This window comes from Paraniabella aurantiaca (assembly GCF_050309965.1).
In the GTDB taxonomy this organism is placed as follows: domain Bacteria; phylum Bacteroidota; class Bacteroidia; order Chitinophagales; family Chitinophagaceae; genus Niabella.
Genome location: NZ_JBLOSY010000002.1, coordinates 680,297 through 705,652 on the forward strand (window position 1 = coordinate 680,297; position 25,356 = coordinate 705,652).

Consider the following 25,356-nt stretch of genomic DNA (forward strand, 5'->3'; position numbering starts at 1 on the left):
CAGGAATAGCAAAAAATACTCCCGTAGCCGATGGCAGAACGGGAGTATAAAATTACTTCAGGTCTTCAATAGAAGCTCCAAAATTGATGTGCAGCACATTTCCATTGGGAAGTACCAACGCGGGAACAGACTTCACTCCTGCGTGTTCAGCTTCCGCTACTTTTTCTTTTGCATTACCCAGGTGTACAACGGTTACCTTGCCTGCAGGAATGAGGTCGAGAATAGCTTCTTCGGCGCTAACACATACCGGGCAGCCGGCATGGTAAAAAGTAGATTGTGTCATAATAATCGTAATAAAATTGTCTCTTGCATTATTGCCATACAAAACTAAATTATCTTTGGACTACCAGTCTGATACAGAATTTATAAAAACAGGTAGTCCAGATGTTAAGACCGTGGCAATTATCCCTACAGATTAATTATGATTGTGATAAACCCATTTATCTGCAAATTGCCGATGCTATTATTGCCGACATTCAATCGGGCCGGCTGAAACAAGGTACCGCGCTACCGGGCAGCAGGAAATTATCTGAGCAGCTGAAGCTTAACCGGAATACGGTAGTAGATGCTTTACAGGTGTTGCTAAATGAAGAATGGCTGGTGTCGAAAGAAAGAAAAGGAACTTTTGTAGCGGATCAACTTCCCCTGCTTTCAGTTTATCAAAAAGTACCTGTTGCCGTAGATGACAATGCAGCGGTACCGCTACCGACACGTATTCATTTTGACGATGGCTATCCGGACAGCAAAATTGCGCCGATAGCTGAATTGGCCAGGGCCTACCGGCAGATATTCAACCGGAAAGCCCGCTGGCAATTGATGGGCTATGGCAGCGAATTAGGAGATTGGAAGTTTAGGCAGGAATTGAGCCGGATGTTAAATCATAACCGTGGTTTGCAGGTGGCAGCTCAACAGGTTTGTGTTACAAGAGGCAGCCAGATGGCTATGTACCTGACAGCCCAATGTATACTGAAAAAAGACGATTGGCTCATAGTAGAAAATCCGGGATATCAACCTGCCTGGAAAACCTTTGAGCAGGCTGGAGCCCGGTTGCTTCCCGTAAATGTAGATGAGGAAGGGTTAGTGACAGACGATGTAAAAAGTATCCTGCAATCGGGCAGAAAGATCAAAGCTGTATATACTACCCCCCATCACCAATATCCAACCACGGTAACAATGAGTCTTCAAAGAAGGCTTGAATTAATTCAACTTTCCAACAAATACGGCTTTACCATTATTGAAGATGACTATGATAACGAGTTTCATTTTGGTTATCGCCCTGTGCTACCCATATCCAGTTTTGATGAGCTGAAAAAATACGTATATGTAGGTACCATGAGCAAAGTAGTGGCTCCGGCCCTGCGAATCGGATATCTTGCTACAACCATTCCGGGTCTGATTGAAAAAATAGCAGCTTTGAGAAAGATTATAGACGTACAGGGGGACGCTATCATGGAACAGGCAGTGTTGCAGCTTATTCACGATGGCACTATAAAAAAGCATTTGAAGAAAGCGACCCAATATTACCGGGCAAAACGCGATCTGACAGCATCCTTGCTTATAAAATACATGGGTGAAAAAGCTGGCTATACTGTTCCTGAGGGTGGACTGGCTTTTTGGATTGTTCCTTTCAAAAAATGCAATTGGAATCATATAGCAGCACAATTACAAAAAAAAGGTATAAAGATCATCACTCCCAACCAATATAGTTTTCGAAAAGCCGCAAACGGCATACGGTTAAGTTACGGAGCCCTATCTGCAGAACAACTGGAAGAAGGAGTGCGCGAGTTGGCCTTACTGATTTAAATTACCACCCTACCCTTTATTATTAAGCCAGCCCCATTTATTAAAATAAGTGATGGCACTCCGCATATGATGCCAGGTTAGTTTCAAGTTGGTGTAAGATCCCTTGGTGTAATGATGATATATAAACGTATGAGGATAATAGACGGTTTGCGATCGCTGTAATATACGCCTGGTTAAATCAGCATCCTCCATGTAAAGGAAAAAATGCTCGTCAAAGCCTCCCGCTTCTTTTAAAACATCCGTTCTCAAAAACATAAAGCACCCAGAAAGGAACGGTACGTTATAAATGGGTTGAAGATAGTCATGATCTTTATACTCATACTTCCCCATCCTTTTTGCTAAAAGATCGCGTACTTGCCGGGGAAAAAATCTACGGGAGAATAAATTAGAGAAAGTTGGATTCTTTCTGCAGAGATATTGCAGGCTTCCGTCGGGGTACAACACCCGCGGCATTATCTGGCCGGTGTTCCTGTGCGCTTCCATATAATAATAAAGCTGCTCCAATACATCCGCCCCAAAATAAACATCCGGATTAAACACCAGGTGATAAGCAGCATTAAATTGCTTACTGTATTCAAATGCAATATTATGGGCTGCACCGAAACCTGGATTACTGTTATTGAAAACGTAACGAATCCTTGCAGGATCAATTTCAGCAAGTGTTTCCAGTTCACGTCCAGGTGAATTATCTATCAAAAAGAGGAATACATTTAAATTTGTCGAAAGAAAACTGTTAACAGCTGCTTCAACTATTGTGTAGTCATTCTTATATAAAACGATCGATCCTGTTATTTGTACTTCTTTCATTGTGCAGTAAGCCGCGATAAAAATATTGTATTGTAGCCATATATGTGTCAGAAAATCAGGAATTTCCGCTTATCAGGCCGCATATATGTTGATACCCGGTGGGTAACAGGATCGATATCTCTGATCCGTACGATTCATAAACGACTTTCAGCGGATTGTAAATGAGGCTTATTAATAGCATTATTTCCTGTATTTTGATACCGGAAATAATATAATGCTACTCCGTAACAGTATGAAACAAGTTCTATTATTGATCGGCCTTTTTATAATGACCTCAGCAACCTTCGCCCAGAATACTACACGTGAACGGTACCGTAAACATGCCGGCCGATACGGCGGTAACTCAGGCATATGCCTGTTTGATGACGGAAGTTTTATGTTGTATGGATATGCAACTGCCGTGTTCGGCTCTTACAGCTTTAAAGAGGAGTATTTACAATTTATACCTGATAAACCGGAATTATTTCAAGTGTATGCTCATTACAATAATACGCTGGGTGACAGTACCAGGATGAATTTTGCAGGTTTTGAAGAGGGTAAAACATTTGTACAGTTCAATGAGGAAAAACAGCGAAGAGTTTTTAATGAAGATGCTAATTGCTTTGACGCGCCTTTTGTGTATCAGACCGATCAACAGTTAGCCCGTTTCACACTTTCCTTTATCAGAGAAAATCTATGGTGGGATCTGCGTAAATCTAATCCATCCTGGCAATATGAGCCAGCAAAAAAATACAATGATTTTATCCTGATCTTTAACGAACCCAAACGGGAGTATGAAGATTTTGCTGCCAGATTTACAAAGGTTGAAGGAAAAACTATACTACAGCTATCTAATTATGGCGGCGAGGAGGGGTTTGTTAAACAAACGCAGGACAAAGAAGAGCAAAAACAATGGCAGGAAGTACTGGAATGGAAGAGAGCGTACGATGAGTCGAAACGCACAGCAGTGGATGCTATTTTTGCCAACAAACATTACCGCCTTTTTCCAACACCGGATTCCTTAAACTATATATGGAGCGAAGCCACCAATGGATACATTAGCCGGCAGGCCGATGATAATGAAGAATATTTCCGGAGCAACCAGTACCAGGACGATCGCCTATTGCGCAAGTATGTGAAACTGGTAGCCGAAAATAAGGACACTGCAAATTTTACAGAAGACAACGGAGCCAATAATAGTATCTTTTACACGGTTTGCGGAGAAGATACTCGTCCTTCCTATCATTACAACGGATTTATAACATACGAAAGAGAAGAAGAAGAAAGAACACCTCTTATAATAACGGCGCCGGCCCCACCTTTGGAAATCAGCCCCAATAAAATTGCTGACCAGGATCCGTTGCCGGGTTCTGAAAAAGACAGTAATGCGGATGAAACAGTTACCCTTTTAAAACCTTTTACTGTGAACAGGCGGGACGGATTTTATTCCATTGAAAAGAAGCATGCCGACTATACGCAAACTGTACTGGCGGCTGATCCATCGCTAACGCCAAAAGATTTTGATACAGTTATCTATAAAACCGGGGCACATGATGAATCAATTATTGAAATACGGTTTAATAAGGCAGGCGCAATCAAATTTGAAAAATTCAGCAAGGGCCAGGTTGGAAAACAGGTTGCTCTGGTAGCAGATCATAAAGTAATCATGATGCCATTTATTGCCGAACCCATAACAAACGGTCGTATAGATATCAGCGGGAACCAATCAGCTGAAGAAGCTGAATCGATTGTTAAACGGTTACAAAACCATTAATAGTGCTGCAAGTGGGCAGGTTACAATTTAAAATTGTAATATTTCATGAACATACAACTAAAAATATCCATCACAATTTTACTGCAAACAGCTGTTAGTTTGGCTCATGCGCAAGTACTGGATTCTGTCACTTTACAGAAAATTGGCGATCAATTAGTAAAAATGGAAATGAAAGGCAGAGAGGGGATTGCCAAGCCCGGCGACAATTGTCTTCGTGATAAAGACGGACATTTTTTATCTTGCTTGTCGGCCGAATCTTCTCAAAAGTGGGTTACTGATTTTAATAAAGACGGCTGGCCTGATGCAGTATTTCTTTTTACAGATGAAGGTTTGGGAGGCGGCGGCAATGCCTACGGTTTCGATTACCGTGTAGTGCTGCTCGATGGCAAGCGTTCGATCATCAATCAGTATACTTTATTTGGTGGTGGAAAGTTTTCTTACGGCCACCTGGATATAGACCGGGTAAAAGACGGGAAACTATATGCTACCTATAATGAAAATCCTATGTCCCGATCTTACGGTGAAGGAGAAGACAATCTGAAACAGGTAGCAGTTAGTTTTTCTTTCAGAGATAACAAAATCGTAGAAGATTGTTATGCCGCTTGCCCGCTGGCGTCTATGAAAAAGCAGATCTTCAAAAAGGATAACAACTTAAAAATAGACAGTACGCTGGAGATAGATGACCAGTTTAATGAAGACTATACAGAAATTGTACATATGAAGGATGGATCTAAGTTTGTGGCCTCATTGAGCGGATGTGAAGAACCCGACCTCTACTTTAGCAGAACCATTAAATATAAAATTGCACTGGAAACCGATCCATCTGCAATGAAAGAAGCATTACTTTATAACCTGCAATTTTTAAGAGACAATACGCTTTTTAAAACGGTTATTAATAATGCCGTTGTTCAGGTAAACCAGCTGGAAACAAGTCGTATAAAAAAAGACAAGAATGAAGGCACGGCCCTTCATCTGTCTTTTCCTGACGGATGGAAGACTCATTTGTTTATATCAGGAAATAAGGAGCAAGGAAGTTTTATTACCATCCGTTTTGAAAAACCCAAAAACAAGGAAGGCATGATGGATTTCTGGGAAAGTATGGAAAGCAAAAGAAAGCTATGCAGATGAAAACTTTGTTTATGAAACAATGGCTACTATTTTTTGGGGTCTTAATCTTCTGTTCCTGTAAGGATGTTCGGCATAAGGATACTAGCAAACCGTCTGTGGATAGTAGCTCGGTGGCTCCTCTTCAGATCTGGGATACAATACCAGAAGTGCTATACAAAAGCGAACTGAGCCCGGGTAATAAAGTGCCTATTGGCAAAGTGTTTACCGACACAGTAACATTTGCTGAGCGGGATGACAACGGCGATTATTTTCTTTTTTACGTAAGAAAGAAAAAACGGTTGGTATCCCTGGTATATGACGACCTGGCTGAACGAAAACTGGATTTCCTGCGTGGAGACACCCTGGCAATACAATGGAAAATGGACAGTATATGGATAGCGGGTGATGGAGACAGACTGGATTTTAAAGAGCGGCTGGTTGGTGTAAAGAAAATAAAAGACAGCAAAGTAGCCACTTTTAGAAAAAATTACACCCAACCGATCAAGTATTGGCATGAGAAGGACGCCAGCTATACTGATGAATTTAAAAGTTATCTTTATTTATTGGTTGAATACTATATCGCATATTCCCAACGACCACTGGTACTAATGCACCTTGACATGCCGGAAACCGAGTTCGTTTATTCCATCGAAGAAAGAGATGAAAAGGGCCGCCATTACATCGTGCTGGGACTATCTAACGACCAGGGCACCCACTCTAATATTATACAATGGCTATATGTTGATTCTGAAACGCATGCTCTTTACGAGTATGACCTGGCCAACGATCAATTGATCCCATTTTCCTGAAACTAATGAAACGGATAACGTTTATTATACTCAGCAGTTGGCTATTGGTGGCCTGTAAGGATGTGAAAACAGACAACAGTCAGCCTGTTGCTACCATCACCATTGCAGATACAAGCCCATTAAAATTGAATGAAAACAATTACCAGGACACGGATAGCCTGGCGTTATTACAATTAACTCGGAAACTCTACCACTGGGTTGAAGACGAAAGTAAGCTGGAAGACTTTGAACCCTATTTAACTGAACTTAATGATACTGTATATGCGGGGATGAATACTGATCTTCATCAGCAAAGACTAAAGGAAATCAGGCAAACAGGGCTCTTCACGCAATCATTCATCAATAATTACAATAAAATTGCTTTGGCAATTGACAAACAAATAAAAAATCGGGCTCTTATTTGGAACGTTGGCGAACTACCACCATTTGGCAATGGAGCTTCGCCCTGGTGCGATTGCCAGGATGTTCCGGATAACTATGCTGATAAAATATGGATTATGCAGGTATCGTTTAATAAAGATACCGCATCGTACAACTGGAGTTGGGGCGATGGATTGGTGTATCACATTAAAGCATTAAAGGAAAACAGCATTTGGAAGGTCGATTATATGGAGGGCTTTGATTATAATGCCTATATCCGGTCCTTTGTCTACACTAACCAGATTGAAGATAGCTGGGAAAATGACCTGGTTCGCATTGATATAGGAAATGAGACCTTAACACTATGGTATCATGGTCAATGCGTTTACTTCTACCCTATTCGTAAAATAGATACACAAACTGTAGAAATGATATGGGACCGGGATATGGACTGTAAATTTAACAATGGTACCAACCAGGCATTCGGACTGAAAAGAATCCCGGAAAAAGGAAAACCTTTTGCAAAATTTACTTTACAGGATAATATGCTTCATGCTGACTATTATTATAAAGAGTGGGTTCAGCAATATGCGAAACAGGTACAGGATGATGTATTTACATCTACCTATTCCAGAATGCGAGAGCATTAAGAATTTAAACTATGACAGGGGTTTAAAACGAATTGTAAAACACAGGCAACGCTTTGTAAAAACTCCGGCGAGAAACGCCTGAAACTTCTTTACTTCAACACTGTTTTAATGCATTAGTTTCCCTGGCAATACATATTTTTATGACAACATTTCAATTTAAACAACATCATACGCAAAAGGCTATCATAATAGCCGTACTCTATTTAGTAATTGTATTCTTTATTGCCTATTTTTCGTTGGGAGGCATCAACGGCATGGCAGATAAAGTAAACGGAATGGGCAGTGCAAAGGGCGCTGGTTTTGTTGTTGGCATTGTGGTAATAGCGCCTTTGTTTATTTTACTCCGATTTTTGAATCCGACAGTGGCTGTTGATATCGATGATCGCAAAATGACAATCAGGCAAAAAGGAAAACAAGATCTGATGATTCATTTTAATGCTATTGATCGGCTGGAACTCAATGTAAAAAATGTTAACCGGCTTGATATTTATGATAAGCAAAATAACCTGTTAGTATACCTGCAACCCAATAACCAACCACAAATATTACAACCTATTATAAACAATATCGTTAATGCAACCGGCTTTCATGCCATTCGGGGGTCCCGCAAAATAATGGGAAATAAGATCGATACCCTTCTTTATAGCAACAGGGTTGTTTCACCTGTGCCAGTTCATTAATTGCAAATAAATAAAACAACATGAAATTATTAGGAAGCCTGGTTCTTTCATTACTGCTAACGGGTATCATCTTGTTGGGCTGCGATTCGAAAACTAATACAAAAAACTATTTTGCCGAAACGGGTATTCAACTGCCTTCTTCTTCCAATGATGCGGTTAACCAAATAATGGCCGGATTTCCGGAATTGTACAATGAGCTTTCTGCTGCGGTAGAAAAGGGTGATAAGGATGCACGCCCGGAGTTGACCACAGCCTATGCTGACTGGCTCGTACAAGTAATTGAAACGAAAGAAAACCTACCCGATGATGAGAAAGGAAAATTCACTACAGAACTAGAGATCATCAACGCTAAGTGGAGACAACAGATTGATAAATTATTATAGATAGCATACGCCTCTGCACGATTAAAATATCCTTATAACTTTGGGTATGGTCCTTAAAAAGATGCTATACGCATACCTTGTGTTACTGTTTTTCGTCGGCTGTACGCCGGCAGATGAAAAGCAAATCAATGACCCTGTCAATAGTATTGTTACCCCCCCCTGATACAATAAATACCGCGATTGAGGCTCCCTACTCTAAGGTAGCTACGCAAGACAGTGTCAAATACTTATTTGATATTGCGGGCGACTATCTGCTGCAATCTGATGATACCAGCTGTAAAATAGAATTAAATATAAAATCAAATAATAATGAATTTACTTACCAGCTAAAACCAATACGAGACAATTACATGGCGATGTTATGATAACGCCCAATGAAAAGCGGGACGGCTATTATATCACTTTAAAGAATATTGAGTGGAGCGAATATGAAGGAGCCGTAAATTTCGATGAGGATGCAATACAGTAACAGGAAGATATTGTATTACCCCGGGAAGTTCAGGGTGTATTGTATGAAAAAGAAATTACGATTCAAAATACCGGCAATGCCATGAATTATTATGTGAAATTCTGAGAGTGCGATCTTAAATATATTCACCTGGTTAAAACAGGAAAAGGGAATTAATATAGTTGATACATTGATGTTTGGCATAATTATACTAATAACAGGCATCCTTATCGGATGGGTGCTTTTAAAGAAACGATCCCCCAATTTCACCTGGAGAGCCATAGTTATTGTGGTACTATATATAGCTTTCTCCGCTCTATTTGCCCTGGGCATGATAATACATGACAAATCATATTCGGAGGCCATAGATCCGGTCGATAACTGTTACGCACCATTTGCAGGTCAACACGCTTTAAGTTTGCTGACTTTTTTCTTATTATATCATATAGCCCTGTTCTGTGTATGGATTAAAGGCCGGAATCTGCCACCGCTGACACTTGTACTAATGCTGTCTGTTTTATTTATAGGATGTATCGTTAATGTTGTAGTAATACTTCAGCTTGTCTCACATCATACTGAAAGTATAGATGCATATAAATGCAATGATGGTACTATACTGCTATTGCCCGCTCCCCTGCTCAATCTATTGATCAGCCTGCTATTAATTATTAAGGTTGTAAAGGAAGAACGCATGCTGGCCAGGCAGCGAACTTTTAAGAACTCCTTTCTTCGCTATTGCAATTCACTGCTGGCCCGGGGGCACCATAAGGCAATTGGGGCATTACTATTGCTGCTGCCGGTATGGCTTATAATCACCCTGATCCTTATTTTACTGGGCCAGGATTTCAATTCGCTGGTAAAAGTTTTCACAGACACCACCACATGGACCTTTTCACAAAAAATGCATCCGCCGCCACTCGATCACCGTGGACATTATTTGTGTACAGTAGCAGCCAGAGGTAATCCGAAGCTGGTAAAGCCTTTAAGAGTAGGCGTTCGCCACGGCCAGCCAGCAATTGTCAATCGTCAATTAATGATTGCGAATGCGTTTGAAGAATGGATACAGGATATAATGCCGGCCCTCCACCAGTTCATCAGGCAGTTATATGACAAATATGGCTATAACCTATCCCGAAAGATAAATTCGGTAAAAGCTTCTAATATTACTTATGCTATTATGAAGCCGTTGGAGTGGGTTTTTCTACTGGTATTATATCTTTTTTGCGCTCACCCGGAAGCCAGGATTCAAAAACAATATCGCTGATCTTTGCTTATGAGATTTATCAAGGCCGTACATATAGCTTTAATTGTCTTATTCCTGTTACTGGTGGCATTCGACCTATTGCTGGTATTACCTGAGTATTGCGCCTGCAGCACTGCGGCCGAAGGGGCAATCGTAATAACATTCTGGGGGTATTCGCTGGATTGTATTGGCGATACAGCGGAGTTTTCATGGGTTTTCTTCCAGATGATTGGTTTAACAGCACTGGTAGTGCTTACCATCATTATAATAATGTATATTATATCCTATAAGAACAAAGTAAAAAAAGGTTTAAACCGGAAGCTATGAATAAAACTGTTATTCTGTTGTTACTGATTATATATAGTAGCCTGACACAATCTAAGGCCCAGCCGTTTTTGCTGAAATCCCAAACAAAACCTTCTTTTAGCTTTAAAATATACTACGGCTCAAAAGGCAAAGGAGCGTTTGTTCAGTATACAGGCCAGAAAGGCATTATCCCGCTTCGGCTTAAAAGCTATAAGCGTGATAGTACAGACCGGGAGTACGGCCAACCTGATGAGCAGGTATATTTTTGGGATGAGATTGTTGACGGAAAAATGTCAGGTACCTACAGCCTGAGAGAAGGGCTAAGATATATTACAGATGCATGGTACCTGCGCGGAAGGGACAACCGCAAATTTGATTTGGAGGAGCCAAAGGAAAAAGAAGAATACGATGGTGTTGGCAAATACCTGCTTCATGGTACCCTTATTGAATTTAATCATTTCTACAATGACACCCTTATCTTCAGGTACCCCAACAAAACGGTAAGCGTGCTTATATTACCGGAAATTATACAACCAGGCGGCGCCAGGCAAAGCCATATCGCCGACTATAATTTTGACGGTTATGATGATGTAGGATTTTCGGTTACTGACGCAGGAATGGGCGTTTATCAGCAATACACTATTTACCTGTACAATCCCAAATACCAGCAATTTTATAAGTTGCAGGAGCCGGAATATAACGAAAAAATCAAATGCAGCTGTCTTTGTGATGTAACAGTAGACGAGAAAAAGAAAGAGCTAAGAACCTCCTGCAGGGGCGGCGCGCGCTGGTGGCATGACGTATGGCGCTTTAAAAATAGCAAACTGGAATGGGTGAGCTCAAAGGCTGAACCACCGGAAAACTAGCCTTAGAAATATTTCTGCGGAAATACATCACTTAATGGTGAAAAATAAAAATACACACTCCCTCCTCCGTTAATATCTTTACAACCTACTGACAAGAATGATAACTATAGCTATAATTGAAGATGAGCCCGCGGTGCGTAAAGAAATCTCTTACCTGGTGCTACAGGAAGAAGGTACCGAAATAGCAGGCTGGAGCGATAGCGTGAAAACAGCGCTTACCCTTATTAAAGAAAAGAAGCCCGATGTTATATTAATGGATATACAGCTTCGTGACGGAACAGCTTTTGACATCTTAAAACAGCTGACTCCCATTCCCGAGAATATTATCTTTATTACTGCTTATAACCAGTTTGCCATACGTGCCATTAAATACGGGGCATTAGATTATCTTCTAAAACCCATAGACCAGGTTGAATTAAAAGAGGCATTGGAAAGATACCGCCGCCGCCGCGATAATAATTCGCAATGGATGCAGCAACTTTCATTAACACAGCAGCTGCTAAAGGAGGAAGTGGTATTACCGGAAAGTATTGCCCTGCATTCCATTAATCATGTTCGTATTATTAATGTACAGGATATTGTATACTGCAAGGGAGATGGACCTTATACTTTCTTCTATTTAAATAGTGGCGAAAAAGAATTGGTTTCCAAGCCACTTAAATATTATGAAGAATTGCTGAAAGCGCCTCATTTTTTAAGGTCTCATCAGTCTTACCTGGTTAACAAAAATTACATTTCGGGTGTTAACCGGTCAGAGTATATTGTACTGAAAAATAAAGAAGAAATCCCCATTTCTCTTCGTAGAAAAAACTTTATTCTTAACCAACTCTTTCCTGCTGAATGAAATTTAGACCCTACTATGCTCTTTTTATCCTGATGGCCATGCTATGGGTGGCCTGTAAAAATGCAGCCAACCAGGCGCCTCTGATCCAGGTTTTAGGTAAGCAGATCAATGAGCTGGAAAATGTTCAATCCTCGCCAGCCAATAGCGATTCGCTATTAAAGGTATGGCTACTACTCTATAATACAACCGATATTCAAAAAGACACTACACTTTTTGCAACAACTAATTACAATATTGCCCGGTTATACGCGATGGCGGGTAGCGATTCGGGAGAAGCTTATATAGTGAAGGCGCTGGAACTAATAGAACCCGCCAACGGCAACCTGGAGTTAAAGGCACGTATTTATAACGGCATGGGCAATATCAGGAGCAATGATACTACAGAGCACCAGGCTAATTTTTATTATAATAAAGCCGCCACCATCATCCTGGCTGATACTACGCTCAAGCTCTCTCCGCTCAGTCGCAGCATTATGCTTTTATCGGCATCACAAAGTAATACCTTCTTGTATCAATACGAATTGGCCCGGCAAATGAATACGGCTGTACTGGCATTATCACCACAGCTACCGCCTGGCCACATCAACCAGCAAAGGGTGTTAGTGCAAATTATACAAACGCTTAATGCGCAACATAAGCCGGCAGACAGCATTGCTATTTATTTAAAAAAGCTGGAAACATTACACCATCAATACCCTGACGCTTACGACGATGGCTATCTTTATGAATGTAAGGTAAAATATTTTGAAGCCAGGCATCAAACTGATTCGATTTTGCATTATCAATTATTAAAGAGCATCATTGATGAGAAAACGTATCAGGCTATGCCAGCGTCTAATACAGCTATTACCAATCTTTTTGTTGACTATATGAATATTGGAGGCGCTTATGTCGCGCTGAAAAATAGCACCGGGGCCTCCCTTCACCTGAAGAAAGCAGCAGCATTAATGAAGGCGCATCCCGAAGATATAGCGCTGGGTTACCAGATCATTTATAAAAGCAACCTGGCTTCATTAAATGAGTTGCAGGGAAATACTAAAGAAGCTTTGAATTTGTTAAATGAAGTTGTAGACCTGCAAAAAAGCAATTATGAAACTGAAAACACCCAGGCTGTAACTGAAATGAATGCGTTGTACCAGTTGCAGGCCAAAGACCGGTCTATTGTGGCACTTAACGAAAATATGAAGATCAACCAGCTACAACTGCAGCAAAACAGGCTTTGGCTGGTTATTGTAATATTAGTATCTGTTCTGCTGGCATCGGGTCTCCTTTTTTTCTACTACAATTATCGCCAACGCCGCGCCGTTCAGGAAAAGGAAAAGGTATTATTACAGCAGCAATTGTTGCGTACTCAAATGGAGCCTCATTTTATTTTTAATACCCTGGCTGCTGTACAAAGCTTTGTGCGGCTGGATAAAAAAGAAGCTGCTATTAAATATTTGAACCGCTTCAGCCGGCTGCTCCGTAGCAGTTTAGAATTAAGCCGTGAGCGATTGGTGCCCCTATGCGAAGAAATAGAGACTTTGGAAAATTATCTCAATCTTCAACAAATGCGGTTTGAAAACGCATTTGAATATGATATCAACCGGGACCAGGGATCGGACTGGGATGCAATAATGATACCACCTATGTTAATACAACCCTTTGTAGAAAATGCCATCCTGCATGGAATTGACCTGAATTCAGGCGAAGGAAGGGTTAGTGTTGATTTTTCCGTTAAAAATGAAACAGTGGAAGTATCTATAACGGACAGTGGTAAAAAACCGGCTGAGGTTAGTGAGGCCGCTCATCGCTCCTTATCAGGCACTATCAGCCGCGAACGCATGAGTTTGTTGGGGAAAAATGCCGGCATTTCCACCACCATTAGTGAAAATGGCACAACCGTTATTTTGCATATTCCTGTTATGGCATAATGCCGATCCGGAATCTAACGAATCAACCGATATGCATTTTGAATAAACCCAGGAACTTATAAGGCACCTCGTAGCTGTATTATATGATTACAATATTCAACTTTAATAATACCTGCCAATGCCCCGGTAATCCAGCAATTCCACGTCGGTTGAATAATAACCATCCTTAACCGGTTCGTCTTTCATCAGGTCGGTACTCAGGTATTTTTTATTGCTGTCACTAAATACAGTTACCACCACCGACTGATCACCCAACTCTTCCTGCAGCTGGATAGCTCCAATCATATTAGCACCTGAAGATATACCTACGGCCAGGCCCAGCTTCCGGGATAATTGTTGCGCCATAATAATAGAATCTCCATCTGAAGCTTTAATTACTTTGTCCAGCTGATCCAGTTTTACAATAGCTGGTATAAATTCGTCGGATATACCCTGGATGCGATGAGAACCTACTTTATAGCCGGTAGATAAGGTGGGTGATTCAGCAGGCTCCAGCGGGTGGATATGGATCCCAGGGTTTCGGCTCTTTAAGTAGTTACCCACTCCCATGATAGTGCCGCCTGTACCTACGCCAGCCACAAAGGCGTCGGGTGTTTTATCTATAGCCTGGAGCTGCATCCATATTTCCTTGCCGGTTGTTTTCTCGTGTGCTTCACAATTATATAGATTCTCAAACTGGCGGGGTAAGAAAACAGAAGTATCCGTTTGCGCCATTTCTTTAGACAATTTTATACTTCCCAGGAAACCGCCCTGCTCTTTACTGATCAATACTACCTCGGCCCCCAGGCTGCGTATAATGTCAATCCGCTCTTTACTTAGCCAATTAGGCATGATGATCTTTACATTATGGCCCAGTGCCCTGCCTATTGCACTAAAAGCAATACCAGTATTGCCACTGGTGGCCTCAACTATGGTGTCGCCGGGTTGTATCAATTTCTCCTCATAGGCTTTTTGCAGGATATAGAGCGCCATACGATCTTTGATACTACCGGTAAGATTATAATGCTCGCATTTCACATACACTTTCCTGCATTTGCCCCTGTAACGGTAAGAGATCTCGAGTAAAGGAGTATTACCTACCATATGCCAAAGGTGGGCTAACTTATTTTTAAGTTGCTCTTCTGCATTGGCGGCTGATCCGTTGTAACAACCGCAGTCTTCAATACCTTTTGATGTTTCAGCTATTGCCGTTTTCATATTATTGTTTGTACTAAGGATGAAAATATTATTGTGGAGTACCTTTCTGATAATTGGCCTTTACCTCGTCGAGCAAACGGATAAACTTATTGATATCCGGGTCATACCCGTAACCATCGGGCACCAGCCGTTGCTCATTGTCATCCAGGAAGAAATAATACGGTTGTGTATTGGCGCCAAATTTTGTAACCTGCATGTCTGCATTCAGATCTCCCAATGTTTCCACCTGCCTGTCTAATGTTTTGGAGAAGTATTGTTCCTGTTGAGGTATGTAAACATTATGTACATCAACATAAAGGGATACGATTACGAAATCGTTCTTCAAACGCTCCATTACTTTAGGGTCGCTCCATACCTGGCCTTCCATTTTGCGGCAATTCACGCAATTGATCCCCGTAAAATCCAGCATTAATGGCTTTTTTAATTTACGCGAAACCGCAAGCGCCTCCTGGTAATCGAAGTAGGTAACCATACCGTTATTGACTACCACATCCGGCTCATTCTTCCTCATTTCCCCGTAGTACTTTTCAGGCTTAGGCAAACCATCGGCGAAGTGACTATTCATATTACCGGCAGAGGATCCTGCCGATGGGAAATTAAACCCGGAAGGCAGGTCGTCAGCATTGAAATCCTGTGTGCCCATTGGCGGAACAAAAGCTGAAATACCTTTTAAAGGAGCGCCCCATAACCCGGGGATCATGTATACAGCGAAGATCAGGGAACTGGCCGCAAAAAGCAGCCTGGTTACAGAAAGGTAAGGTATACCAAAATCATTCTTTGGTAATTCATCATCGTGATGAAACTTCAGCTTGCCCAACAGGTAAATACCCAGTAAAATAAAGATGACGATCCATGCAGCGATAAATATCTCCCGGTCTAATAATCTCCAACCCCTCGCGAGGTCTGCATTAGACAGGAATTTCAGCGCCAATGCCAGCTCAATAAATCCAAGTGTGACTTTAATAGTATTCATCCACCCTCCCGGTTTACTTAAGCTATTTAACCAGGATGGAAAAAAAGCAAATAAGGCAAAGGGAATAGAAAGTGCCAGCGAAAAACCAAAGAACCCTACCAATGGACCTGCGTACCCTCCTTTAAAAATTACGGGCAACAGAAGACCTAGTATCGGGCCGGTGCAGCTGAATGATACTACAACCAGTACCAGCGCCATAAAGAATATACCAAGAAAACTGGAAGCATTAGCTTTGGAGTCGGCCTTATTAGACCAGGAAGAAGGCAGGGTTATTTCGAAAGCACCTAAAAAAGAAATACCAAATACAATGAACACCAGGAAAATAAAGAGGTTGAAGATCCAATTCGTAGAAATATCATTTAAAGCAGTTGGTCCCCATATCAACGTAATCAGAAACCCTATAAATGTAAAGATGAATATGATGGATAAGGAATAAATAACCGCATTCTTTCTGCCTTCCAGCTTTGTTTTACTACGCTTGGTAAAGAAGGACACCGTTACAGGAATCATCGAATAAACACAGGGCGTTAATAAGGCCAGCAACCCACCACCAAAGGCCGTTAAAAAGATCCATAATAATGAGCGGTCAGCAATGTCGGCATTGGCCGATACAACGGAGACGGGCTTAATATAAAACTTGCCGGTTTCCTCGCCTGGTAAATAAGCTTCTGCTTTCTTATATAAATAATTTACCTGTACCCTGCTTAACAAGCTATCGTTATCTGCCAGGCTGATTTTTTGCTGCCAAATGACAGAATCGGTATAAAAATGCACCACAGCACCAACAGACGTGTCCTGCTCCGATTGCTTTGCGCCTTTTTCTGTTACCCGCCCGGAGTACAGCCTGGCTGCCATAGTATCAAAAAGAATAGTTGAATACAAGACATCCGTATCGCTCTGCTGCATTGCATAAATTTTAATACCGGGAGACAAACGGGCAACAACTGAAAGCACCGCTTCTTTATCATTGATGCGTTCAGCTTTATATTCAAAACGTATATCGGTGGTGTCTGCTGCAGCTACTGTAAAAACAATGCATTGTAACCATACAACAAAACATGCAAATAATCTTTTCTTCATAAACGGCACTTATTGTATGGCTATAGAAAATTTTTGGTTAGTGGGTGGCAGGCATTCCCTGTCGTTGCAGGTCATATAATCGATACTGCCGGTTATATTGGTTTTTACTTTTCCTTTTAGCTTCACTACCTGCACAAAGTCTACCTTATTTGAAAACTGTTTCACATCTACTCCAAATATGGCTTCATGCTTTTTTTCCAGTTTTCCTACTTCTGTTGCAGTTCCCTCAACGGTAATTAAAGGATTCGCAGTAAACTTAATTTTTGTTGCAACTGGTCCGCCATCGGGTGTTGTTTGCGAATATATATGCCACCCTCCTTCCAGGTTGGCTGTCAAATGAATTTCGTAAGTCGTTGCGTTGATCTTCTTAGTTGTAAAGTTCCATTTAGCAGGCTGTTTTACCTGGGAAAAGCATAATACAGTACTCATTACCGCTGCTACTGTCAATAAGAATTGTCTCATAATTTTTATTTTTATTTCATGTTTTGACGATCGGGTGCATTTGCATGGATACACAAAAACGCCATTCAAAGATCATTTACTTATTTTTTGTATTGATATTTTCAGGAAATACCGGAATTTTATATGTTATTTGTAATACAATCCGTAAAATCAACCAATTTTGCTTTTGCATTTTTAAATTATCCGCAATTTTTCCGGTTTTTAATTTACCCTTGAAATGAAAAAATATGTTTGAAATAGATGAACTGGATAAACAAATACTAAGGCTTTTACAGGTGGATGCATCTGTTACGCATCGCCAGATTGCTCAGACATTGAGACGTTCGATCACCACCATTCATGACCGTATATCGAGGCTGAAGCAGGAAGGCATCATTATTCGATCCGTTGCTGTTCTTGATCGTAAAAAGATCGGTAAAGGACTTCTTACATTCAGCCATGTATTACTCAATCAACATACCATTGAAGTGCTGGAGCAATTTGAAAAAGCAGTGAAGAAGTTTCCTGAAGTATTGGAATGCTTCCAGATGACCGGCTCCTTTGATTTCCTCCTGCGTATATCAACGAGGGATATGGAAGAATATCACGAATTTTATCGCTATAAGCTCGCCAAGTTGCCTAATATCACTACGGTGAACAGCTACTTTGCCTTATCGGAAACCAAGAGTATCACAGCTTATCCCATTTGATAAATGGGCCATCAAGGAATGGTATCAATAAAAGCCATAAGCTCTGAAACGCCCAGGGCGATAGTGGTTGTATGACTAAATCTTGCGATGTTCAATCCCACCAGGGTTCCTTTTAAGTCATATAGCGGAGTGCCACATTCGTAAGAACGGATTCTTGCATCATGCAGGATCACATTTTTGAAACCATCCCGGCGCAAAGATTTGCCACCCTCAAAATGATTCATAGGGTGTGGTTGTTCTCTTAATATACGTGGTACAAGAACAAATGCAACAACCAATGTATCTGGTTGCCTTCTTACAGAAAAATACACGCTATCCCCGGGATAATATTTTATCATTTCGCTATTGAAATCCTTTGCAGCACTGATCTGCACATTGTTGATGCGCATAACGCAGTCGCCCTCTTTTAAGCCAGCCTTGTGAGCTACACCGCCTGAATCTATTTTAGTTATGGTAGGACAACCATTCTGCTCCTGCAGGTAAGCATTAAAGCCACCAGAGCTGAATCTGTTGGGTAGTTCTTTTACCAACAAGCCGGCAATACTGTTTTTTACTATTCCATCAGTCATTATACTGTATAAAAAACGGGCGTTCAAACTGCTATCTCCTGCAGGCAATACCTTTAAGCTATTAACCATAACCGGTTGTGATACCCGGTGGGTGATGTCGAGAGCAGCTAGATCTGTAGCTCTGTCACGCTTCAGCAGCTTTAACGGCATATTCCGGCCCTTCAAAATAGTAAAAGACGAATCACCCACCTCGCTATTTTTAGTGATGATGATTTGTTTTCCGTTCTTTAATTGAAAGACAGTTCCCAGGATCGTATCTCCGCGACTGTAAATCTTAACTACAGCCCCACTATTTGTTTTAGCAGATACATTGATTGCTTTCTCCTGAATCTCTGCTTTCCGAGCAGGTAAAACCTTCACATTATCAACCGGGAGCTGGTCGGCATTTGACGGGAGACTATCATAGTTTTTAATAACCTTCAATGCTGTGAAATATTTCCTGTATATATCAATGGGTACTTCATAATTAGCTCCTTCAGGTTTATCAATACGAGAATGCAGTCCTATCAATTTTCCCTGCTCATCAAACAAGGGGCCGCCCGAATCACCGGTTTCCATAATGCAGGTGCTCTCAACAAAGCCCCAACTGTTTAATTTGTTGATAATATTTCCATGCCTCAACATAGGTAACAACAGATTCTGGCTTTCGGGATACGATATACCAAAGCAAGCTTGTCCCGTACTCAGTAAAGCACTGCATCCCATTTCAGCAAAGGGCCAGGGACCTTTTTCAATCATTTGCATCATCGCCACATCGGGACGAAGCGTTTGTTGATCCGTTGCTATACGTCCCAGTGCCCTGGCGGCTCCGCTTCTTCCATCGGGGAAACTGATTTTATACAATTGTCCGGGCTTCACAGCATGCGCCACTGTTAAGATGATGCCATCGGAACTAACAACAACGGCACTAAACTGTGCACTGTTTTGTGTAAGGGTAGATGAGTCTATACCGTAGGCTCTTACACATGCGGGGTAAACTTTGCGATAAACTTCTTTTAACTGTGTCTCAACTGAGAGGCTGTAATGCTGAGCAGAGCCAATCAGTGGAACCAACAACAGTAGAATGATATTCTTTATATAGTTCATAATTATTGGAGTGTATAAATATTCATGGGCCAGTAAAAACCGACCCATGAAAAAAGCACCAGGTATTTAATACTGTTTTATCCCTTTTTAGCTCTTTCGATCATCTGCGTTAATTCCATCAGGATATAATCAGGATAAGGGGAAGAACCTGTTAAGAAAAAACGGGTTTTACCTTTTTTATCGATCACAAATTTTGCAGGAATGCCCTTGATGCCGAACTTAGGTGCGACTTCTTCATCATTTTTTTTATCATCAAACAATACATTGAATGTATATTTATTTTTATCGATAAACTCGTTCACTTTTTTCTCGTAGTCTTCATCACGCTCCCAGGTATCAATAAATAAGAATACTACATCCGGATCTTTCTCAAATTTGGTCACCGCTTTTTGCATGCCCGGGAACGAACGGATACAAGGTCCGCACCAGGTTGCCCAGAAATCGAGCACCACTACCTTACCTAACAAAGATTTGGAATCAACAACCTCTCCTTTTAAGTTACGCAGTTTGAAAGATGGCGTTTCTTTATCTATAATAATTTGAGCCAGGTGATTTTTAATGTTTTCATTCAGCTCAGCCTTTTGCTGATCAATGAAGCCCTCAAAACCGGTAAGGCTTCCTTTATTCAGGCTTTGGTAAAGTTTTTTCAATACATCGTGAAATCCGAACTGTCCTGTTTTATATAATGAAGTGTATTGGTTAAATGCTTCCAGTTCCCTGCCTGTCATTTGCAAAGCTTTGGCATAGCCGGGCGCAAACTCTACAGCACGTTCCGGAACTATTTTGCGTGCATCTTCCAGGTAGGTTAGCGCCTCCTTGTATTTTCCTTTTGCCAATAATACGGCAGCATAGGTTTGTACATAACCCGGATAGCCAACGCCGGCAAATTTAGCTTTATTGCTCTGGTCATTGCTATTGATGAAACCCAGCGCATCATCAATACTTTTCTGAATCAAAGGTAATGCTGTAGTAGTATCGCCCTGTTTCAGTAATTCTTCTGCAATAGGAATATACCCCTGGGCCCGCCAGAATTTCTCCTGCATGTTATCAAGTAATTTCAGGCTTTGTTCCTTTTTACCTTCTTTCATCAAATCCCTGGCAAAGGCAGCTGTAACATAATCGTACACAATACCATCCTCGGGAAACTTACTTATGGGAAATTTTTTCAGAATGGCATTATACTGCTTTTCTTTATCCTTCAGATCTTTCAGGTCATAGTATTTGGATATTTCCCTGCTTCTCGCCATCTTACCTTTCGGATGTAATTTTAGTGCACGTTTTTCTACAGCATCGGCGTCAGCGTTTTGTTTGCGATAGTTTAGAAAATTATAGTAGAGTTGCAGGTCTTCTTCCTTTTCGGTGATTTTGGCATCAGCCACAATTGCTTTTACCAGGGAATCCTTCTGCGCTTCGGTTCCTTTTTCAAAGATTTCCCCGAAGACCTTACCCTTTGAATTAGCTCCGTCCTGGGCGCTAATTCCGCCTGCAATCAATAATGCGAGTGCTAGAATGGCATTTTTTTTCATTTCAGTGTTTTAATATTTATAAACAAAATCGATTATCTTTTTGAACCCATTAAATACATGAGTGTAGTTGCTGCCCAAATCGCCCACAGATGATATATCAAAGTAATAGACCTTACCTTCCGTGCCGTTCCAGGTAGCTATAACCAACCGTTGCAAGCCTGTACCAGGCGCAGCTTTTACATAGTCCATCTTGGTAACCGTTTCGCCTGCCGGAAGATTAAATGTTTCGGTAGTTACATTGGAGGTAGTCTCATACTTAAATAATTTGTTTCCTATTGCGTAAAAAATATGAGGCGTAAGTGTAGATGAAGCCAGCGCCGTGGCATTTACAATACCCGGAGCATTCATTGCTATTTTAGCGATTGTCACCACCGGGTCGTCTGCTGATGCTATGGTTCTGAATTGCAACAGATAGGGAGTTCCACCGTCTTTCATTACTGCATTATAGCGGTCTAAAACGTTAGCAGAATCGAGTAATAGCAGATCCATGCCGACATTATTCATATTAAAAACGGTACTGGCTGGTGCCGGAAAAGCGGCAAGTGCGTTCATCCCTACTGAGTAAAACCGCTTATATTTTTTATCATACACTACAACCTGGTAGGTAGCCGCATAAGTGCTGCCGCCAGCGAGGTAAGGCGCTATATCGTAGTCGTAAACACCCGCGGGATTCACAATGGCTTCACCCCATTTTTTGATCCCAGGAAAACCTCCCACCATATTGGTGTGCAACTGCCCGTCGTTGATAGCTACTCCCATACGCTGCCATGGATTACCTCTGTCTAAATAAGAGGCCCAGCCTATATAGGCCGGTTTTATAATCTTTGGTTTAGCGAAAAAAAGATAACCGATGTCGAATTTTTTCGTAAGCGTCAGGCTGCTCAGCTCTATGGCATCATTTTCTGTTTGAATATAGATGCGTTTATTAGGAGTAGAGAGGTCATCAGTTACATCAAAATTGGTAGCCGTAATGGATACTGGTTTTCCTAACGCTGCCCCGGGGTTCAGCAATGAATACAGGTTATGTTCTACACTGTTATCGGGCAATATCATGGATATATCAGCCCCCGTTCCTTTTTCCTCTAAAAACATCCAGCCCTGTGCATACTTGTTAGCAACTGTTATATCGTATTGCCGTACTGCAGAAACACCGGTTTTATTATCGGTTACTTTTAATGTTACCCTGTAATTCTCACCCAGTACAAACAAATCTCGTCACACGGTACACCAGCTCCCGCGTATGTGCTATAGTATCCCTTGGCATTACGTAAGAGCTATTCGGTGAATTGTTGTACATAAACCAGGCATAAGAAAGATCATTTGAAGGAATGGTTTGAACCAGCTCAGGCGTCAGACGAAGTGTATCGCCTTGATTTACGTAAATTCGTTGAAGCGCTTTTGCATCAACCACCCTGATTTGATTGATTTCGTTGTAGTCGTAATTACCTTTGTCTTTGTAGCAGCCCGTAAGAGCCAGCGTTATCAGCAGTAATGATGCCTGGATATATTTGATAAAATCAGCTTTCATTTTTAATAGTTTTTGGGTTAAAGGAAAACAACACGTTCACCATTTTCGTCAATAAGCGGACCATTAGCCTGTTCATAGTTATAAAGAGCCAGTTTCATGGTTTGCACTACAAAGTTGATATCCTGCGGAAAGTTCACAGCCGGCCAGCTGGCGCTGCCATAAATCTGGTTGATAAACTGATGCTTGGTTTTAGAATAAGTACCGAAATAGGTGGCCCAGCGTGTGTCCCAGGTGGAAGGCTTCAACAGCTGATCGTGTAAGGATATACGGTAGTGCTGTTTATTGTATGGGTTTACAGAGTTCGACTTATCTATATAACCCGGTTTAAAGTCGGAAGATTCTCCTATGGTTAAGTATGCATTCACCACACTATCCTTTAGTCCGGCCCTGCGATAAATATATACCGGTAAAGAAAGCTCATAGGCATTGGCGGGTATTACCAGGGGGCCGAACTGGAAATGATAACCTCGTTTGGCTGTTGAGCTGTCATCGATTATAATATTAAAGGTTCTGTCGCGATCGGCTGCCGATCCCATAATACGTATTGGGATGAAAAGCGTGTCTGTTGTAACGCTGGCCGGCTCTGCAGTAAAGGAGTATTCTACGGCAACTCCCTCCCTAAAATAAATACGGGCGTCCTGCTCGTATATCAACGATTGATCTTCTTTACAGGACGTTAATGATAACGCCAGTAAAACCATATAAATAATTCTTCTCAGGTATGTTTTTTTCATTAAATGATATTTGTAAATGAACAAGATTAATTAACGCCAAATTCAATTTCGCCCAGCGGCAGTGGGAACGTGTACTTGGCCTGTGTCATAGGGTTGCCTACCCCATCGGGGATAGTGGTAACATTTTTTCTTTTATACCAAAACCATAGCTGTCCTTCCCCGTATAATTCTTTACGGTATTCTTTTTGCAATTCAGCGTCGAGCAATGCAGGGGTGTTAACCACATCAATGCTTAAAGCAGGGATCAGTCTTGCCAGCCTTACCACATTAAGATAACCTACGCCGGTTGACACCGTGGGGGCTGCTTCTGCTGCTATGTAGTACATCTCCGGCAGGCGCACTACAGGCACCAACCGTTGTTTCACATTATTAGTTCTGTCCGAATAATATTTTTTAGAATATACAATAGTCGTAGTAAGCTGGTTCCATATACTTCTGGCAGCGTCCGGGCTGCGGATATCGGTACCATAATTGGGCAGGGTTCCTTCGTACATAGTAGCCAGCTTAGCTTTTGTTGAAAACAGATCATCGGCATCCGCGGCTGCCGTTTGTGAACTTTTAAAATACTGGTCAGCTGCCGGTTTGAGATTAGATACGCTTAACGAAAAAATATGTTCGGGAGTAAATGTGAGATCAGAAGCATCGGTGGTTGCATCCACAGATAACGTTCCGGGATTGATAAAACTAAAGTTGCCGCTATTGATCACTTCCGTCGCATATTTCAGCGCATTTATTTTATCTCCCTTAAATAAATACAAACGGGCCAATATAGCTTTTGCAGCCCAATAGTTGATGTGGTTTTGACGATACGCCAGTAAAAGCTCGGCAGAGGTAGCGCCCTGATTGGCTGCAATCTGATCGATCGCCGGATATACAGACAGCAATTGTTCGGCTTCTTTTAGATCATTTTCACATTTAGTCAAAACCTCGCCTATCGACAATCTTGCCTGCGGCAAAATCGTAAACTGCTCCATATAAGGAATAGCCATGGCCGTGTCGTTAGCTCCGTTGAGATAAGCCGGTGCAAACATGCGCAATAAATCAAAATGGACAGCTCCCCTAATTGCCAAAGCTTCTCCTTTCACAATATTAAGCGCTGTACCCGCCAGCACATTTCTTTGCGCTACATTCTTCAGAATATAATTAGCCTGCGCAATAGTTCCATAATAGCCCGACCATATAGCACTGATGGAGGCTCGTACATTTTGCTGCGTATTAACGTCAGAAGTGTATGCATACCGGGTAGTCTGCCCATAAAAAGTATTGGTTTGACCTGATTTATTCTCATAGTATTGTGCCAGCACATCTATAAAGCGATAGGTACCCAAACCACCATATGCGTTCAACTCTGCCATCTTCTGGTAAGTGCCGAAGAGCGCATCAAAATAACCTTGTTGAGAAGAAAACTGTTCGCCCTCCGATACCCTGGTGGCCGGGTTTACCTCCAACCATTTTTTGCATCCTGTTAGTCCCTGTAACAGCGTTGCCGCAAACAGTAATCCAAACAGTTTTTTTGAAATATATTTAAAAGACATTGTAA

24 protein-coding genes are annotated in these 25,356 nt (G+C 41.4%); 13 read left to right on the forward strand and 11 right to left on the reverse strand.

Going from position 1 to position 25,356, the window contains the following annotated elements:
* Positions 1-52: 52 nt before the first annotated feature.
* Complete coding sequence (locus ACLOAU_RS17395) at positions 53-283, reverse strand: thioredoxin domain-containing protein (protein WP_427863178.1); 231 nt, start codon at positions 281-283, stop codon at positions 53-55.
* Positions 284-384: 101 nt separating this feature from the next.
* Here ACLOAU_RS17395 and pdxR point away from each other — a divergent pair, with 101 nt between their 5' ends.
* The gene (gene pdxR, locus ACLOAU_RS17400; RefSeq protein ID WP_427863179.1) at positions 385-1,803 is read left to right on the forward strand and encodes a MocR-like pyridoxine biosynthesis transcription factor PdxR; all 1,419 of its coding nucleotides are present in this window, start codon (positions 385-387) and stop codon (positions 1,801-1,803) included.
* 9 nt (positions 1,804-1,812) lie between these two features.
* Here the strand turns inward: pdxR and ACLOAU_RS17405 are convergent, their stop codons facing one another.
* Positions 1,813-2,610, reverse strand: coding sequence for a glycosyltransferase (locus ACLOAU_RS17405; protein WP_427863180.1), 798 nt, complete (start codon positions 2,608-2,610; stop codon positions 1,813-1,815).
* A gap of 232 nt (positions 2,611-2,842) precedes the next feature.
* Between ACLOAU_RS17405 and ACLOAU_RS17410 the strand changes: the two genes are divergently transcribed.
* From ACLOAU_RS17410 to ACLOAU_RS17460, 11 genes are all read left to right on the forward strand, one after another.
* Positions 2,843-4,363: a SecDF P1 head subdomain-containing protein gene (locus tag ACLOAU_RS17410; protein ID WP_427863181.1), complete on the forward strand. Its 1,521-nt coding sequence runs from the start codon at positions 2,843-2,845 to the stop codon at positions 4,361-4,363.
* A 45-nt stretch (positions 4,364-4,408) separates the two neighbouring features.
* Positions 4,409-5,491 (forward strand): hypothetical protein, encoded by a 1,083-nt coding sequence (locus ACLOAU_RS17415; protein ID WP_427863182.1) that lies wholly within the window; start codon positions 4,409-4,411, stop codon positions 5,489-5,491.
* A gap of 11 nt (positions 5,492-5,502) precedes the next feature.
* Positions 5,503-6,279 carry a hypothetical protein gene (locus tag ACLOAU_RS17420; protein ID WP_427863183.1) on the forward strand — a complete coding sequence of 259 codons (777 nt, stop codon included), beginning with the start codon at positions 5,503-5,505 and terminating at the stop codon, positions 6,277-6,279.
* Positions 6,280-6,284: 5 nt separating this feature from the next.
* The gene (locus tag ACLOAU_RS17425; RefSeq protein WP_427863184.1) at positions 6,285-7,289 is read left to right on the forward strand and encodes a hypothetical protein; all 1,005 of its coding nucleotides are present in this window, start codon (positions 6,285-6,287) and stop codon (positions 7,287-7,289) included.
* 140 nt (positions 7,290-7,429) lie between these two features.
* On the forward strand, positions 7,430-7,969 hold the full coding sequence (locus tag ACLOAU_RS17430) for a hypothetical protein (protein WP_427863185.1): 540 nt from the start codon (positions 7,430-7,432) through the stop codon (positions 7,967-7,969).
* Between the two features lie 20 nt (positions 7,970-7,989).
* Positions 7,990-8,352 (forward strand): hypothetical protein, encoded by a 363-nt coding sequence (locus ACLOAU_RS17435; protein ID WP_427863186.1) that lies wholly within the window; start codon positions 7,990-7,992, stop codon positions 8,350-8,352.
* A 641-nt stretch (positions 8,353-8,993) separates the two neighbouring features.
* Positions 8,994-10,064 carry a DUF6688 domain-containing protein gene (locus ACLOAU_RS17440; protein WP_427863187.1) on the forward strand — a complete coding sequence of 357 codons (1,071 nt, stop codon included), beginning with the start codon at positions 8,994-8,996 and terminating at the stop codon, positions 10,062-10,064.
* Between the two features lie 9 nt (positions 10,065-10,073).
* Positions 10,074-10,370, forward strand: a complete 297-nt coding sequence (locus tag ACLOAU_RS17445; protein ID WP_427863188.1) for a hypothetical protein — start codon at positions 10,074-10,076, stop codon at positions 10,368-10,370.
* A complete protein-coding gene (locus ACLOAU_RS17450; protein ID WP_427863189.1) occupies positions 10,367-11,215 on the forward strand; it encodes an XAC2610-related protein in 849 nt (282 codons plus the stop codon). The genes ACLOAU_RS17445 and ACLOAU_RS17450 overlap by 4 nt, the downstream gene beginning before the upstream one ends.
* A 97-nt stretch (positions 11,216-11,312) precedes the next feature.
* Complete coding sequence (locus ACLOAU_RS17455) at positions 11,313-12,059, forward strand: LytR/AlgR family response regulator transcription factor (protein WP_427863190.1); 747 nt, start codon at positions 11,313-11,315, stop codon at positions 12,057-12,059.
* Entirely contained in the window at positions 12,056-13,972 is a 1,917-nt protein-coding gene (locus tag ACLOAU_RS17460; protein ID WP_427863191.1) for a sensor histidine kinase, read from the forward strand. Before ACLOAU_RS17455 ends, ACLOAU_RS17460 begins: the two co-directional genes overlap by 4 nt.
* Positions 13,973-14,074: 102 nt before the next feature.
* Here the strand turns inward: ACLOAU_RS17460 and ACLOAU_RS17465 are convergent, their stop codons facing one another.
* Genes ACLOAU_RS17465 through ACLOAU_RS17475 form a run of 3 tightly spaced genes read right to left on the reverse strand, consistent with a single transcriptional unit; the run spans position 14,075 to position 17,684 of the window.
* Positions 14,075-15,169 (reverse strand): PLP-dependent cysteine synthase family protein, encoded by a 1,095-nt coding sequence (locus tag ACLOAU_RS17465; RefSeq protein ID WP_427863192.1) that lies wholly within the window; start codon positions 15,167-15,169, stop codon positions 14,075-14,077.
* 28 nt (positions 15,170-15,197) lie between these two features.
* Positions 15,198-17,222, reverse strand: coding sequence for a protein-disulfide reductase DsbD family protein (locus ACLOAU_RS17470; RefSeq protein WP_427863193.1), 2,025 nt, complete (start codon positions 17,220-17,222; stop codon positions 15,198-15,200).
* Positions 17,223-17,231: 9 nt separating this feature from the next.
* The gene (locus ACLOAU_RS17475) at positions 17,232-17,684 is read right to left on the reverse strand and encodes a protein-disulfide reductase DsbD domain-containing protein (protein WP_427863194.1); all 453 of its coding nucleotides are present in this window, start codon (positions 17,682-17,684) and stop codon (positions 17,232-17,234) included.
* A 227-nt stretch (positions 17,685-17,911) separates the two neighbouring features.
* Here ACLOAU_RS17475 and ACLOAU_RS17480 point away from each other — a divergent pair, with 227 nt between their 5' ends.
* Positions 17,912-18,373 (forward strand): Lrp/AsnC family transcriptional regulator, encoded by a 462-nt coding sequence (locus ACLOAU_RS17480; RefSeq protein WP_427863195.1) that lies wholly within the window; start codon positions 17,912-17,914, stop codon positions 18,371-18,373.
* A gap of 11 nt (positions 18,374-18,384) precedes the next feature.
* Here the strand turns inward: ACLOAU_RS17480 and ACLOAU_RS17485 are convergent, their stop codons facing one another.
* From ACLOAU_RS17485 to ACLOAU_RS17510, 6 genes are all read right to left on the reverse strand, one after another.
* Positions 18,385-20,028, reverse strand: a complete 1,644-nt coding sequence (locus ACLOAU_RS17485; RefSeq protein ID WP_427863196.1) for a trypsin-like peptidase domain-containing protein — start codon at positions 20,026-20,028, stop codon at positions 18,385-18,387.
* A gap of 77 nt (positions 20,029-20,105) precedes the next feature.
* Positions 20,106-21,554, reverse strand: coding sequence for a redoxin domain-containing protein (locus tag ACLOAU_RS17490; RefSeq protein ID WP_427863197.1), 1,449 nt, complete (start codon positions 21,552-21,554; stop codon positions 20,106-20,108).
* A gap of 9 nt (positions 21,555-21,563) precedes the next feature.
* Positions 21,564-22,763 (reverse strand): PKD-like family lipoprotein, encoded by a 1,200-nt coding sequence (locus ACLOAU_RS17495; RefSeq protein WP_427863198.1) that lies wholly within the window; start codon positions 22,761-22,763, stop codon positions 21,564-21,566.
* On the reverse strand, positions 22,747-23,082 hold the full coding sequence (locus tag ACLOAU_RS17500; protein WP_427863199.1) for a PKD-like family lipoprotein: 336 nt from the start codon (positions 23,080-23,082) through the stop codon (positions 22,747-22,749). The genes ACLOAU_RS17495 and ACLOAU_RS17500 overlap by 17 nt, the downstream gene beginning before the upstream one ends.
* 17 nt (positions 23,083-23,099) lie before the next feature.
* Positions 23,100-23,816 carry a DUF4843 domain-containing protein gene (locus ACLOAU_RS17505; RefSeq protein WP_427863200.1) on the reverse strand — a complete coding sequence of 239 codons (717 nt, stop codon included), beginning with the start codon at positions 23,814-23,816 and terminating at the stop codon, positions 23,100-23,102.
* A 26-nt stretch (positions 23,817-23,842) separates the two neighbouring features.
* The gene (locus ACLOAU_RS17510; protein WP_427863201.1) at positions 23,843-25,351 is read right to left on the reverse strand and encodes a RagB/SusD family nutrient uptake outer membrane protein; all 1,509 of its coding nucleotides are present in this window, start codon (positions 25,349-25,351) and stop codon (positions 23,843-23,845) included.
* Positions 25,352-25,356: the final 5 nt, after the last annotated feature.

Coding starts and splice junctions, on each gene's coding strand:
- ACLOAU_RS17500 (WP_427863199.1), bottom strand. CDS start 23,082: ATGAAAGCTGATTTTATCAAATATATCCAGGCATCATTACTGCTGATA.
- ACLOAU_RS17455 (WP_427863190.1), top strand. CDS start 11,313: ATGATAACTATAGCTATAATTGAAGATGAGCCCGCGGTGCGTAAAGAA.
- ACLOAU_RS17405 (WP_427863180.1), bottom strand. CDS start 2,610: ATGAAAGAAGTACAAATAACAGGATCGATCGTTTTATATAAGAATGAC.
- ACLOAU_RS17510 (WP_427863201.1), bottom strand. CDS start 25,351: ATGTCTTTTAAATATATTTCAAAAAAACTGTTTGGATTACTGTTTGCG.
- ACLOAU_RS17415 (WP_427863182.1), top strand. CDS start 4,409: ATGAACATACAACTAAAAATATCCATCACAATTTTACTGCAAACAGCT.
- ACLOAU_RS17505 (WP_427863200.1), bottom strand. CDS start 23,816: ATGAAAAAAACATACCTGAGAAGAATTATTTATATGGTTTTACTGGCG.
- ACLOAU_RS17475 (WP_427863194.1), bottom strand. CDS start 17,684: ATGAGACAATTCTTATTGACAGTAGCAGCGGTAATGAGTACTGTATTA.
- ACLOAU_RS17490 (WP_427863197.1), bottom strand. CDS start 21,554: ATGAAAAAAAATGCCATTCTAGCACTCGCATTATTGATTGCAGGCGGA.
- ACLOAU_RS17465 (WP_427863192.1), bottom strand. CDS start 15,169: ATGAAAACGGCAATAGCTGAAACATCAAAAGGTATTGAAGACTGCGGT.
- ACLOAU_RS17395 (WP_427863178.1), bottom strand. CDS start 283: ATGACACAATCTACTTTTTACCATGCCGGCTGCCCGGTATGTGTTAGC.
- ACLOAU_RS17410 (WP_427863181.1), top strand. CDS start 2,843: ATGAAACAAGTTCTATTATTGATCGGCCTTTTTATAATGACCTCAGCA.
- ACLOAU_RS17485 (WP_427863196.1), bottom strand. CDS start 20,028: ATGAACTATATAAAGAATATCATTCTACTGTTGTTGGTTCCACTGATT.
- ACLOAU_RS17435 (WP_427863186.1), top strand. CDS start 7,990: ATGAAATTATTAGGAAGCCTGGTTCTTTCATTACTGCTAACGGGTATC.
- pdxR (WP_427863179.1), top strand. CDS start 385: ATGTTAAGACCGTGGCAATTATCCCTACAGATTAATTATGATTGTGAT.
- ACLOAU_RS17425 (WP_427863184.1), top strand. CDS start 6,285: ATGAAACGGATAACGTTTATTATACTCAGCAGTTGGCTATTGGTGGCC.
- ACLOAU_RS17445 (WP_427863188.1), top strand. CDS start 10,074: ATGAGATTTATCAAGGCCGTACATATAGCTTTAATTGTCTTATTCCTG.
- ACLOAU_RS17460 (WP_427863191.1), top strand. CDS start 12,056: ATGAAATTTAGACCCTACTATGCTCTTTTTATCCTGATGGCCATGCTA.
- ACLOAU_RS17420 (WP_427863183.1), top strand. CDS start 5,503: ATGAAACAATGGCTACTATTTTTTGGGGTCTTAATCTTCTGTTCCTGT.
- ACLOAU_RS17480 (WP_427863195.1), top strand. CDS start 17,912: ATGTTTGAAATAGATGAACTGGATAAACAAATACTAAGGCTTTTACAG.
- ACLOAU_RS17450 (WP_427863189.1), top strand. CDS start 10,367: ATGAATAAAACTGTTATTCTGTTGTTACTGATTATATATAGTAGCCTG.
- ACLOAU_RS17440 (WP_427863187.1), top strand. CDS start 8,994: ATGTTTGGCATAATTATACTAATAACAGGCATCCTTATCGGATGGGTG.
- ACLOAU_RS17430 (WP_427863185.1), top strand. CDS start 7,430: ATGACAACATTTCAATTTAAACAACATCATACGCAAAAGGCTATCATA.
- ACLOAU_RS17470 (WP_427863193.1), bottom strand. CDS start 17,222: ATGAAGAAAAGATTATTTGCATGTTTTGTTGTATGGTTACAATGCATT.